Here is a 12,153-nt window from a genome sequence, read left to right on the forward strand (position 1 = left end):
GATTAATTAACCTTCCTGCAACAATCACAAGGAGAACACCATGTTGCAAGGAACCCTCAAACGCACGTTGCTCTGCTGCCTGCTGGGCGCCAGCCTCGGCGCCCAGGCCAAGATCGACGAAATCCACTTCCTCATTCCGGGCGGCGCCGGCGGCGGCTGGGACAACACCGCCCGCGGCACCGGCGAGGCGCTGACCAAATCCGGCCTCATCACCACCGCCTCCTACCAGAACATCTCGGCCGGTGGCGGTGCCAAGGCCATCGCTCACCTGATCGAGACCTCGGCCCAGTCCGACAAGACCCTGATGGTCAACTCCACCCCCATCATCGTCAAATCCCTCTCCAAGGAGCTGCCGCAATCGTTCCGGGATCTCACCCCGGTAGCCGCCATCATCGCCGACTACCAGGCGCTGGCCGTGCCGCTGGACTCCCCCTATCAGAGCTGGCCCCAGCTGCTGGCCGCCTATCAGGAGAACCCCGCCAAGGTGAAGATTGCCGGCGGTTCCGCCCGTGGCAGCCTGGATCATCTGGTGGCCGCCATGACCTTCAAGAATGCCGGGGCTGATGCCGGCAAGCTGCGCTACGTGGCCTATGACGCCGGCGGCAGCGCCATGGCGGCGGTGCTGGCAGGAGAAACCCAGGTGCTCTCCACCGGCTTTGGCGAGGCGATGGAGGCGGTCAAGTCGGGCCAGATACGGATCCTCGGCATGACGGCCCCGACCCGGATGCCGGATGCGAGCGAGGTGCCCACCTTCAGCGAGCAGGGCAACCCCACGGTATTTGCCAACTGGCGCGGCTATTTCGCCTCCCCCACCGTCAGCGCCGAAAAATCCGCCGAATTCGCCGCCCTGCTCAAGCAGATGTATGACAAGCCGGAGTGGGAAACGGTCCGCGCCCGCAACAACTGGACCAATCTCTATCAGGCCGGCCCCGAGTTCACCGCCTTTCTGATCCAGCAGGAGCAGCAGATCGGCGGCCTGATGCGCGAACTCGGCTTCATCAAATAATTCCACTGTCGGCGGGCCTGGCCCACCCATCGGAGTCATCCCATGCATTTGACCAAGGAGCGACTCGGGGGGCTGCTGTTTTTGCTGCTCTCCCTCGCCTACGGCTATCACGCCACCCAGATCCCCGGCTACCCCGGGGACGAATATGAACCCTTTACCGCCAGCACCCTGCCCTATGCCCTGGCCGGCGCCGGCGCCCTGCTCTCCCTGCTGCTGATCTGCTTTCCGGGCGGCGAGCGGCTGCAACGGGAGAGCGGCAACTGGCGGCTGGTGTTCGCCCTGCTGCTGCTGATGCTGGCCTACGGCCTGGCCCTTGGCTGGCTCGGCTTTCTGGTCGCTACCACCCTGTTTCTCATCAGCGGGATCCGGCTGATGGGCGAGCAGAGCCTCGCCTTCGCCTGCAAGGTGAGCCTGCCGTTCACCCTCATCTTCTGGGCCCTACTCACCAAGGGGCTCAACGTCTACCTCGAGCCGGGCCGGCTGTTCACCCAGTTGCTGGGATAAGGAGAACTCATGTTAGACGGCATTCTGCAAGGACTGGGCACCGCCATGATGCCCATCAACATCTTCATGGTGATCGTCGGCTGTTTCGTCGGCACCTTCATCGGCATGCTGCCGGGCCTTGGGCCCGTCACCGCCATCGCCCTGATGATCCCCATCACCTACGGGCTGGATCCCGCCTCCGGCATCATTTTGATGGCCGGGGTCTATTACGGCTCCATGTTCGGCGGCTCCACCTCCTCCATCCTGATCAACACCCCGGGCTGCTCCGCCAGCATGATCACCGCCATCGACGGCTATCCGCTGGCCTGCAAGGGGCAGGCGGGCAAGGCGCTGGCCATCGCAGCCTACGCCTCCTTCACCGGCGGCACCCTGTCTGCCATCTTCCTGATGGTGGCGGCGCCGCTGCTGGCCAATGTCTCCCTCTCGTTCCAGTCGGCGGACTACTTCGCCCTCATGGTGCTGGGGCTCTCGGCGGTGGCGGCCTTTGCCGGCAAGGGCCAGGTGCTCAAGGCGCTGATCATGGCGCTGTTCGGCATCATGCTCTCCACCGTCGGCATCGACCGCAGCGTCGGGGTGGACAGATTCACCTTCGGCCTGCCGGACTTGCGCGACGGCTTCTCCTTCCTGCTGCTGGCCATGGCCACCTTCGCCCTGGCGGAGATCCTGATGACGGTGCTGCGCCCGGGCAAGGACACCAGCAAGGAGGAAGCACGCAAGATCCAGCAGCTCGGCTCTCTCAAACTGAGCAGGGACGAGGTCAAAGAGATAGCGCCCCCCATCGCCCGCTCCTCGGTGATGGGTTTTCTCATCGGCGTACTGCCGGGGGCCGGTGCCACCATCGCCTCCTTCATGGCCTATGGCGCCGAGCGCAACTTCGCCAGCAAGCGCAGGCAGGAGGAGTTCGGCAAGGGCAGCCTGACCGGTATTGCCGCCCCGGAGGCGGCCAACAACGCCGCCTCCAGCGGGGCTTTCGTGCCGCTGCTGACTCTGGGGATCCCGGGCTCCGGCACCACGGCGCTGATGCTGGGGGCCCTCATTGCCTACGGCATCCAGCCGGGCCCGCGCCTGTTCATGGAGCACCCGGACGTGTTCTGGTCGGTGATCATCTCCATGTATCTGGGCAACGTGGTGCTCTTGATCCTCAACCTGCCGCTCATCCCTTATCTTGCCAAGATCCTGCAGGTGCCACGCCCCGTGCTCATCCCCATGGTGCTGCTGTTTTCGCTGATCGGGGTCTATCTGGTCTCCTTCAACACCATGGACATCTATGTGATGGCGCTGGTGGCGCTGATCGCCATCGGCCTGCGCCTGCTGGACTTCCCCATGGCGCCAATGCTGCTCGGCTTCATTCTGGGGGGCATGCTGGAGGACAACCTGCGCCGGGCCCTGGTGATCAACGACGGCTCCCTGAGCTTCCTGTGGGAGCGCCCCATCACCCTCGCCTTCACCCTGGTCACTCTGGTGATGCTGCTGTTACCGGTGTGGCAGTGGTGGCAGGCGCGCCGCACACCGGCAGCTACACTGCAATCCGAACCGAGCTGAGTTGACGGATCTCACACAGCAAAAGAGCGCCGACAGGCGCTCTTTTTATTGGCAAGACGAGATGGGTGGCTATCCCGCTCAGGGCTGGCGATAACGTCGCTCCGGCCGGCCCACGGTGCCGTACTCCAGCTCCGGGCTCGCCAGCTGCTGGCCCACCAGAAACTCCAGATAGCGGCGCGCCGTGGTGCGGCTCACCCCGACCCGGCCGCCGATCTCCTCGGCGCTGGCCCCCTGTGACCCCAGCGCCGCCAGCACCCGCTGCAGGGTGAGCCCGTCGATCCCCTTGGGCAGGCCGCCCGCTGCCACCTGCTGCAACGGCGTCCCCAGCAGGGCGTCCACCGCCTGCTGGTCGATGTCGGCCAGCGCCGCCAGGGCGGCGCGGCTTTGGCAATATTTGTCGAGGGTATCGCGCAGCCGCTCAAACACCACGGGCTTGAGGATGAAATCCACCACCCCGAGCCGCATCGCCTCCTGCAGAGCGCCGGCCTCCCGCGCCGCAGTCAGCAGTATCACGTCGAGGGAAGCTCCCGCCTGGCGCAGCTCCCGCAGCAGGGCAAAGCCCTCGCCATCGGGCAGCCAGACGTCCAGCAGTACCAGATCGGGCTTGAGGATCTCTATCTGCTCTCTGGCATCGAACAGGGTGAGCGCCACCCCCAGCACCTCGAACCCCGCCAGCCGCTGCACGAAGCGGCGGTGGATCTCGGCAATGGCCGGGTCATCCTCGACGATCAGGATCTTGATCACTCACACCTCCTTGGGAATGTAACAGACGACGCAACTCCCCTGCGTCGTGGCTTCGATGGTGATCTGCCCCTGCAGGGCATCCAGGGTCTTGCGAACCAGCGCGAGGCCGATGCCGTGATCCGGCTCCGCCTTGCTGCTGACTCCCCGCTCGAACAGGCGATCCGCCAGCGCGGGATCGATCCCCCCGCCCCGTCTTCCACCTCCAGGATCAGATCCTGGCCGAGATCGCTCAGCGCCACCCTCACCGGCTGGTAGGGGGCGCCGTGGCGACGGGTCGCCTCGAAGGCATTGTCGATGAGATTGCCCAGTACCGTCACCAGCTGGGAGCCGCTGACGCGAAGGGGAATGTCGTGCAGGCGGGAATCCGGGTCCACCTCCAGCACCAGCCCCAGCTCGTGAGCCCTGTGGTATTTGCCGAGCAGCAGGCCGGCCACCTTGGGCTTGGCGATGGCACTCATCAGGAAGCTCAGCAGGCTCTGCTCGGTGGCTGCCTCCCGCCCGATGAAGGCGAGCGCCTCGCGGGTGGCCCCGAGCTCGATGAGCCCGGCGATGGTGCCGAGCTGGTTATGGTGTTCGTGGGTCTGCACCCGCAGCAGATCGCTGTAGGCCTGCACCTGAGAGAGCTGGGCGCTCAGTTCGGCCAGCTCGTCCTTGCGCCGAAAGCTCGACACCGCGCCGATCAGCTTGCCATCGCGCACCAGCGGCAGCCGGTTGACGATGAGGGACTGGCCGTTGAGCACTATCTCCTCGTCAAACTGGGGACGCGGATCCTGAATGAGGGAGAGCATGCGACTCTCCGGCAGCAGCCGGGTGACGGGCTGGCCGATGGCGGCCCGGGCCGTCTGCTCGTCAAGGCGCAGCAAGCGGATGCCATTGGGATTGAGGGAGGTGAGCCGGCCCTGCTCGTCGATGGTGAGGATTCCCTCGCGCACGCTGCGCAGGGTGCAGTCGAGTTCGGCATAGAGGCGGCCGATCTGCTCGGGCTCAAAGCCAAGGATGGCACGTTTGTAACGGCGGGCCAGCCAGGCGGCGGCCAGGCTGTTGAGCAGCACGATGAGCAGGGTCATGGCAAGGCCGAAGCGCAGAAAACCCTGCAGGTCCGCCTCGATATCCCGCACCAGATAACCGACCGAGACCACCCCGATGATCTGGCCGAGCTCATCGCGGATGGGGCTCTTGCCGCGCACCGAGACCCCAAGGGACCCTTGCGCGCGGGAGATGTAGGCCTCCCCCTGCAGCGCCCGCCTCGGATCATCCCCCATCATGGGTTGGCCGATGCGATCCGCATTGGGGTGCACCAGCCGGCGCGCGTCTTTATCGCCGATGACGATGTAGCTGGCACCGACCTCGGCACGGATCCGCTCCACCAGCACATTGAGACGGGCAGTATCGGCCCGCTTCACCCCGGCCAGCACGCCCGGCTCGCGGGCCACCAGCCGCGCCACGTCGAGGGCTTGATCCCCCACCTCGCGGTAGCGCTGCTCGGACACATAGTAGTAACTGGCCCCGCTCAGCAGCACCAGCTGCAGCAGACTGACCAGACAGAGCATGAGGAGGATGCGTCCTTGCAACCCCAGCTTCATGCCTCCTTGTCGCCTCGCAACAAGTCGAGCAGCAGGCTGCCGTCGCGCAGAGCCTTGTGCACCTGCACCGAGGTGGGCTTGGTGGGGTCTTCGTAGAAGTGGGTGGATTCAATCTGCAGCCGCACCAGGTATTCGGGCCGGCAATTGGCTTGCCAGCGACTGGTGCAGCATGGGGAACAGCAGCCGATCGGCGCGGGTGATTTCGCCCCCCAGCAGCAGCTTGCCCGGATTGAGCAGGCAGATGAGGTTGGAGAGTACCCGGGAGAGCCGCCCCGCCGCCTGATGGAGGATGTCCTGGCAGAGGCTGTTGCCCGCCAGCGCCAGCTCGCACAGCTCGCGGATGGTGACGCTCTCGGGCAGATCGTACTCCTGCATCCGCTCGCGCAGATCCCGGTACTGGGCTTCGAGCGCCTGATTGGTCACTAGCGTGCAGGCACAGCCAAAGCCACCGCAGTAACAGCGCTGACCGTAGGGTTCGAGCTGCAGGTGGCTGAGATCGCCGAGCAGGGCCGACTCGCTCTCGATGAGCTGGCCGTTGACCACCATGCCGACCCCGATGTCGTTGTGCACAAACACCAGTACCGCATCGGCGCAGTTCCTGGCGGCCCCCCACTCACGTTCGGCCTGGATCCAGGTGCGCACGTCGCCGCTGACCAGCACGGGTACCGCGAAGGCCTCCTGCAGGGTGGGACCGAGCGGCCAGTTGCGCAGATCGTAGAAGGGAAAGTGCTTGACCATGCCGGAGTGGCGCTCCACCTGCCCCGGCAGGCAGAGGGCGATGCAGGCGAGGCGCAGCGCCTTCTTGGGCAAGAAGCCCTCGATGGCCCGCACCAGACTGGCCAGCAGGTCGGCGCGCTCCCCTTCGCTGAAGACATGGCGATGACGGGCGAGCGAGCGGCCGGCCAGATCGAACAGCGCCATGTCCACATAGCCGCGGCCAAGACGCATGGAGAGAAACTGGAAGCGGCGCTCGTTGATACGCAGCAGGGTCTGGCGGCGACCGCGCCCCACCGAGCTCTCGCCACAGGTGACCACCAGACCGCCGTCGAGCAGCTCGCGGGTGATCTTGGTGATGCTGGCAGGCGAGAGGCCGGTCAAGCGGGAGAGATCGGTACGGGACAGCTCCTTGTGCTCCTCCAGGCTGGCATAGACCAGGCCATAGTTGAGCTGACGGATCAAATCGATACTGCCTTTCACGATCTCATTCATAGGGTACGGGGCAAGTGCTGACACAGAGGGGGGCAATTTTCACATATTATTGGTCAATCCCCAAATAAAGTGCGGCCTGAACCGGGGTTCAGGCCGCATCTTGTGAGGGACATCCCCCTCTTGTCATCCCATCAGTAGCGGAACTGGGAGACCAGCTTGCGCAGTTTGTCGCCGGTGCTGGCGAGATCGCGGGTGGTGCTGTTGGACTCGACCGCCGCGTCGGTCAGCTCGCTGACGATCTGCTGAATGGCCACCAAGTTCTTGTTGATCTCCTCGGAGACCGCGTGCTGCTCCTCGGCGGCGGTGGCTATCTGGATGTTCATGTCGTTGATGGTGCTGACTGCCATCACCATGCTGTCGAGGGAAGTGGCGATGTGGCTCGCCTCCTGCACCGTCTCCTGGCTGCGCTCTTCGCTCGCCTGCATCACGTCCACCGCCTGCTTCACCCCGCCCTGCAGGCGTTGCAGCATCTCGTTGATCTCCTTGGTGCTCTGCTGGGTGCGACCGGCGAGCGAACGGACTTCGTCCGCCACCACCGCAAAGCCGCGCCCCTGCTCGCCGGCCCGGGCCGCCTCGATGGCGGCGTTGAGCGCCAGCAGGTTGGTCTGCTCGGCAATACCGCGAATGACCTCCACCACGGATCCTATCTTGGCGGTCTCCTGCGCCAGCTGCTCGATGACCCCGGAGGCGGTGTGCACCTCGCCCACCAGCCGGTTGATGCTGTTGATGGCGGTGCCCACCACGCCGCGAGCGGCATCGGATTCGCGCGCCGCATCGCTGGTGGCGGTCGCCGCGTTGGAGGCGCTGGCCGCCACTTCCTGGGCGGTGGAGCTCATCTCGGTCACCGCGGTGACCACCTGATCGGTCTCTCGGCTGTGACCGTGCATCTGATGGTCATAGTGCTCGCTCAGGTGGTGCAGCTTCTCCACCGCGCTGAACAGATGATTGCTGGTCTCCCCCACCTGACTCACCACCGACTGGATCCGCGTCACGAAGCGATTGAAGGCGGTGGCCAGCTGACCAATCTCGTCATGGCTCTGCACCTTGAGGCGCTGGGTCAGATCCCCCTCCCCGTCGGCGATGTCGTTGAGGGCCGAGACCGCATCCGCCAGCGGCCGGGTGACCCGGTTGCCGATCACCACGGTGGCAGCCAGGGTCACCCCCAGGATCACCAGGATCAGCAGCACGCTGCTCTGCAGCGAGTCACGCATGTTGCTCTCACGCTCGGTGCGCAGCGCCGCCAGCTCGTGGTCGATGTCATCGATATAAAAGCCGGTGCCGATGACCCACTGGTATTTGTCGAGCACCAGGTTGAAGGAGAGCTTGGGCGCATCCCGGCCGATGGAGGGCTTGGCGGTCCAGTATTCGGAGAAGCCATCTCCCTGACGCGCCGCCTTGACGATCTCCTGGATCAGCAGCTTGCCCTTGGCATCCTTGTCCTGCCAGCGGTTCTTGCCTTCCATCTCGGGACGGGGCGGGAGCAGTATGGTGTTGCCCTGAAAGTCGTAGACGAAGAAGTAGCCGTCACTGCTGTAGCGCAGCGGCCGCAGCAGCTCGGTCACCTGCTTGCGCACCGCCGGGCTGTCCGGCTGGTTGTAGACGGCATCGATGGCAGTCTTGGCCAGCATCAGGTAGCTGCTGAGCAACGCCTTGCGCTCCTTGATGGCATTTTCTCGCGCCACCACCAGATCGGCTTCCAGGTCACTCTTTGAAATCATGTAGTTGCTGAGATTGACCACCAGGGCCATCAGGAGCACGGGGACGGCTCCCAACAACAGAATTTTCTGCTTTAGCGTCATCTTTCACATCCTTGCAGCTATTTTTATGGGCGTTCCGTTCCTACCAGACCAGTATAGGATGCTGGTCGACGGGGACCCGCTTTCGCTACAATCCCCGCCCTCCATATCTATCGACTCTGATGGCCAGACACATGAACAAATGTCCTTGCGGTTCAACTCTTTCTCTCGAATTGTGCTGTGGATCACTGCATCGGGGAGACGCTGCCCAGACCCCGGAGCAGCTGATGCGCTCACGCTACAGCGCCTTCGTGCTGGGATTGGGGGAGTACCTGGTGCACAGCTGGCACCCTGACTATCTGGGGGATCTGACTGCGGAGCAGCTCGCCCAGACCGACACTCAATGGGATGGGCTCGAGATCATCGCCAGCCAGGGCGGCCCCGATGACACCCTCGGCATGGTGGAGTTCAAGGCCTGGTTCATGGAGGGTGAGGAGCGCCACTGCCTGCATGAGCGCTCCCGCTTCGTGCGCCATCAGGAGCGCTGGGTCTACACCGACGGCGAGCAGGATCCGGCGCCGCTGCGGGTGGGTCGCAACGACACCTGCCCCTGTGGCAGCGGCAAGAAGTTCAAGAAGTGCTGCGGCTGAGCGCCGTGACTCGTGTCGACAGAGGGGGCCCGGCGGCCCCCTCTGCTGTTGCTGGAGTGTGACAACAATCACAATTTGCTCATTAACACCCCTGATCTTGAGCGTTTGCGAACATTAACTTGGTCCATATCAAACATTTTCACCCAGAGACAGGCCACACTGGCACCATCTGGAAGAGATGAGACGGGCAAGAATGAAAAGAATAACCACACAAGTCGTCATCATAGGGGGTGGCGCCACCGGAGCCGGCATCATGCGCGATTGCGCACTGCGCGGCATCGACTGCATCCTGCTTGAGCGGGACGACATCGCCGCCGGCACCACGGGCCGCAACCACGGCCTGCTCCACTCCGGCGCCCGCTACGCGGTGACGGATCAGGAGTCCGCCCGCGAGTGCATTCAGGAGAACCGCATCCTCAAGCGGATCGCCAGCCACTGCGTCGAGGACACCGGCGGCCTCTTCATTACCCTGCCGGAAGATGACATCAATTTTCAAAATACCTTCATGGACGCCTGCGCCCTGGCGGGCATTGACGCCCGCCAGCTGGATCCCGCCGATGCGCTGCGCCTCGAACCCAACGTCAACCCGGCGCTGATCGGCGCCATCCAGGTGCCGGATGGCACGGTCGATCCGTTCCGTCTGGCTGCCGCCAACGTGCTGGACGCGAAAGAGCACGGCGCCCGCATCTTCACCCACAGCAAGGTGCTGGGGCTTTTGCGCACCCAGGATCGAGTGCACGGGGTCAAGGCCATCAACACCCGCACCGGCGAAGCGTTCGAGGTGGAGTGCCAAGAGGTGATCAACGCCGCCGGCATCTGGGGCCAGCAGATCTGCGAATACGCCGATCTCGGCATCCGCATGTTCCCGGCCAAGGGCTCCCTGCTCATCATGGATTACCGTATCAACCAGCTGGTGCTCAACCGCGCACGCAAACCGGCGGACGCGGACATCCTGGTGCCGGGCGATACCATCTCCCTCATCGGCACCACGTCGAGTCGCATCGATTACCACAAGATTGACCAGCTCACCGTCGAGCCCGAAGAGGTGGAGGTGCTGCTGCGCGAGGGGATCAAGCTCGCCCCCATCATGGCTCGCACCCGTCTGCTGCGCGCCTACGCTGGCGTTCGCCCGCTGGTGGCGGTGGATGGCGACGAGTCGGGCCGCAACATCAGCCGCGGCATAGTGCTGCTGGATCACGCCGAACGTGACGGCCTCAAGGGGTTCAACACCATCACCGGCGGCAAGCTGATGACCTACCGGCTGATGGCCGAATGGGCCACCGATCTGCTGGCCAAGAAGCTGGGCAACAACAAGCCCTGCCGCACCGCCGAACTGAGCCTGCCCGGCTCGCGGGATCCGGAGAAGGTCTCCGCCCCCGGCCTCTCGGTGCCTGCCGAAGGCTCGGCCCAGTACCGCCATGGCGAGCGGGTCATCGCCTTCTTCCGCGACAATCCCAAGGCCAACGCCCTCATCTGCGAGTGCGAAATGGTCACCGCAGGTGAAATCGAATACGCCCTGCGCGAGCTGGATGTGGACAACCTGGTGGATCTGCGCCGCCGCACCCGCCTCGGTATGGGCCCCTGTCAGGGGGAGCTGTGCGCCTATCGTGCCGCCGGCCTGATGCAGGAGTATGGCAAGGCCGACGGCCGCCAGGCCTGCGTCATGCTGCGCCAGTTCCTGGAGGAGCGCTACAAGGGCACCCGGCCGGTGCTGTGGGGCGATGCCCTGCGCGAAGCCGAATTTACCTACTGGATCTACGAGGGGCTGTTCGGCCTTGGCGAGTGGACGGCCCCCCACCTGGTGGCCGAGCCGCCCTTCCCGCTCGATACCAGCACCGCAAATCCCACCAAGGAGCGCAGCCATGAAATTTGACAGCATCGTGATCGGCGGCGGCATGGCGGGCCTCTCGGCGGCCCTGCGCCTGGCCGAGGCCGGCCAGAAGACCCTGCTGATGGCCTCCGGCCAGAGCGCCCTGCACTTCTCCTCCGGTTCGGTCGATCTGCTGGAGAGCGAGGGGGATCCCCGCGCCGCCCTGCCCGCCTTCATGGCCGCCAACCCCGAGCATCCCTACAACAAGGTGGGGCTGACCCATATCGCGGCGAGCCTCGATGATCTGCAGCGCCACTGCGCCGCGCAGGGATTGCCGCTGTTTCGCCAGGAGCGCAACCACCAGCGGCTGACCCCCATCGGCACCCTCAAAGCCACCTGGCTCTCCCCCGACACCTGCGCCTGCGTGACCGATGCGCCGGCCCCCGACGCCATCCTGCTGGCCACTCTGGAGGGATTTCGCGACTTTCACCCCGAGCTCGCGGCTGCCAACCTGGCGACCCACACCCGCTTCGCCCACTGCCGCATCCTGACCGGGGAGCTCCGCCTGCCCCAGCTGGCCGAGTTCAGCCGCAATCCCCACGAGTTTCGCTCCGCCGACATCGCCCGCCTGTTCGACAAGCAGGGCAATGGCCAGCGTGACCTGCTGACGGATCTGGCCCGCGAGATCAGCCGCCTGGTGCAAGAGAGCGGTGAGCCACGCTGCCATCACCTGGTGCTGCCCGCCTGCCTGTCACTCGGGCTGGTCGGCCCGCGTCTGGCGGAGCTGGAGCAGCGCACCGGCTGCATCATCAAGGAGGTGGCCACCATGCCGCCGTCACTGATCGGCATGCGGATGCAGGAGGCGCTCAAGCGCCGCTTCATGGCCCTTGGCGGCACCTTCCTCACCAGCGAGCGGGTGCTGGGCGCCCGTTACGAGGGCGATCGGGTGATTGGCGTGCACAGCCAGAATGGCGACGATCAGCTGTTCGAGGCGGACCACTTCGTGCTCGCCTCCGGCAGCTTCTTCAGCCGCGGGCTGGAGTCGCGCCTGCGTGGCATTCGCGAGCCCATCTTCAACGCCGACGTACTGAGCCTGCCCGAGCGGGACGCCTGGGCCGGCCGTCGCCTGTTCGACCACCACCCCTTCATGGGCTTCGGGGTCAAGACCGACGACAAGCTCAGAGTGCTGCGTGGCGGCAAGCCGCTCACCAACCTCTACGGCGCCGGCAGCGTGCTGGCGCACTATGACCCCATTAAAGAAGGTTCCGGCTCAGGCGTGGCAGTTGCCACCGGCTGGCAGGCTGCCGGTCACATTTTGAGTTCAGCCCAATGATGATTTTGTCCCATATCCCGTGCCTTCACACCCAAC

Annotated in this window: 8 protein-coding genes and 2 pseudogenes; 6 read left to right on the plus strand and 4 right to left on the minus strand. The window is 65.0% G+C overall.

The features are described from left to right. Positions 1 to 40: 40 nt before the first annotated feature. The 3 genes from ACPDZI_RS11690 to ACPDZI_RS11700 are packed head-to-tail and all read left to right on the plus strand — an operon-like array spanning position 41 to position 3,052. A complete protein-coding gene (locus tag ACPDZI_RS11690; RefSeq protein WP_438833155.1) occupies positions 41 to 1,006 on the plus strand; it encodes a tripartite tricarboxylate transporter substrate binding protein in 966 nt (321 codons plus the stop codon). 42 nt (positions 1,007 to 1,048) lie between these two features. Beyond that, positions 1,049 to 1,510, plus strand: coding sequence for a tripartite tricarboxylate transporter TctB family protein (locus tag ACPDZI_RS11695; protein ID WP_076360873.1), 462 nt, complete (start codon positions 1,049 to 1,051; stop codon positions 1,508 to 1,510). Positions 1,511 to 1,519: 9 nt separating this feature from the next. Then, complete coding sequence (locus ACPDZI_RS11700; protein ID WP_438833156.1) at positions 1,520 to 3,052, plus strand: tripartite tricarboxylate transporter permease; 1,533 nt, start codon at positions 1,520 to 1,522, stop codon at positions 3,050 to 3,052. A 78-nt stretch (positions 3,053 to 3,130) separates the two neighbouring features. Here the strand turns inward: ACPDZI_RS11700 and ACPDZI_RS11705 are convergent, their stop codons facing one another. The 4 genes and pseudogenes from ACPDZI_RS11705 to ACPDZI_RS11720 form a co-directional block, all read right to left on the minus strand. Then, positions 3,131 to 3,796 carry a response regulator gene (locus tag ACPDZI_RS11705; protein ID WP_017409571.1) on the minus strand — a complete coding sequence of 222 codons (666 nt, stop codon included), beginning with the start codon at positions 3,794 to 3,796 and terminating at the stop codon, positions 3,131 to 3,133. Beyond that, positions 3,797 to 5,379 (minus strand): annotated as a pseudogene (locus tag ACPDZI_RS11710) (ATP-binding protein). It abuts the gene before it with no gap. Next, positions 5,376 to 6,588 (minus strand): annotated as a pseudogene (locus ACPDZI_RS11715) (ROK family protein). The pseudogenes ACPDZI_RS11710 and ACPDZI_RS11715 overlap by 4 nt, the downstream one beginning before the upstream one ends. A 131-nt stretch (positions 6,589 to 6,719) precedes the next feature. Further along, the gene (locus tag ACPDZI_RS11720) at positions 6,720 to 8,387 is read right to left on the minus strand and encodes a methyl-accepting chemotaxis protein (protein ID WP_187268548.1); all 1,668 of its coding nucleotides are present in this window, start codon (positions 8,385 to 8,387) and stop codon (positions 6,720 to 6,722) included. Between the two features lie 131 nt (positions 8,388 to 8,518). Between ACPDZI_RS11720 and ACPDZI_RS11725 the strand changes: the two genes are divergently transcribed. The 3 genes from ACPDZI_RS11725 to glpB all read left to right on the plus strand — a co-directional run bounded on the left by ACPDZI_RS11725 (position 8,519) and on the right by glpB (position 12,117). After that, entirely contained in the window at positions 8,519 to 8,974 is a 456-nt protein-coding gene (locus tag ACPDZI_RS11725) for a YchJ family protein (RefSeq protein ID WP_438833157.1), read from the plus strand. Positions 8,975 to 9,167: 193 nt separating this feature from the next. Further along, positions 9,168 to 10,847, plus strand: coding sequence for an anaerobic glycerol-3-phosphate dehydrogenase subunit A (gene glpA, locus ACPDZI_RS11730; RefSeq protein ID WP_438833158.1), 1,680 nt, complete (start codon positions 9,168 to 9,170; stop codon positions 10,845 to 10,847). Continuing rightward, complete coding sequence (gene glpB / locus ACPDZI_RS11735) at positions 10,837 to 12,117, plus strand: glycerol-3-phosphate dehydrogenase subunit GlpB (RefSeq protein WP_011706292.1); 1,281 nt, start codon at positions 10,837 to 10,839, stop codon at positions 12,115 to 12,117. Before glpA ends, glpB begins: the two co-directional genes overlap by 11 nt. The last annotated feature ends 36 nt before the right edge of the window (positions 12,118 to 12,153 follow it).

This window comes from Aeromonas oralensis (genome assembly GCF_049665575.1).
GTDB classification, from domain to species: Bacteria; Pseudomonadota; Gammaproteobacteria; order Enterobacterales; family Aeromonadaceae; genus Aeromonas; species Aeromonas hydrophila.

Excerpts from the sequence above, each read along its gene's own strand:
- ACPDZI_RS11690 (WP_438833155.1), top strand. The coding sequence starts at position 41 with ATGTTGCAAGGAACCCTCAAACGCACGTTGCTCTGCTGCCTGCTGGGC.
- ACPDZI_RS11720 (WP_187268548.1), bottom strand. The coding sequence starts at position 8,387 with ATGACGCTAAAGCAGAAAATTCTGTTGTTGGGAGCCGTCCCCGTGCTC.
- glpB (WP_011706292.1), top strand. The coding sequence starts at position 10,837 with ATGAAATTTGACAGCATCGTGATCGGCGGCGGCATGGCGGGCCTCTCG.
- glpA (WP_438833158.1), top strand. The coding sequence starts at position 9,168 with ATGAAAAGAATAACCACACAAGTCGTCATCATAGGGGGTGGCGCCACC.
- ACPDZI_RS11725 (WP_438833157.1), top strand. The coding sequence starts at position 8,519 with ATGAACAAATGTCCTTGCGGTTCAACTCTTTCTCTCGAATTGTGCTGT.
- ACPDZI_RS11700 (WP_438833156.1), top strand. The coding sequence starts at position 1,520 with ATGTTAGACGGCATTCTGCAAGGACTGGGCACCGCCATGATGCCCATC.
- ACPDZI_RS11695 (WP_076360873.1), top strand. The coding sequence starts at position 1,049 with ATGCATTTGACCAAGGAGCGACTCGGGGGGCTGCTGTTTTTGCTGCTC.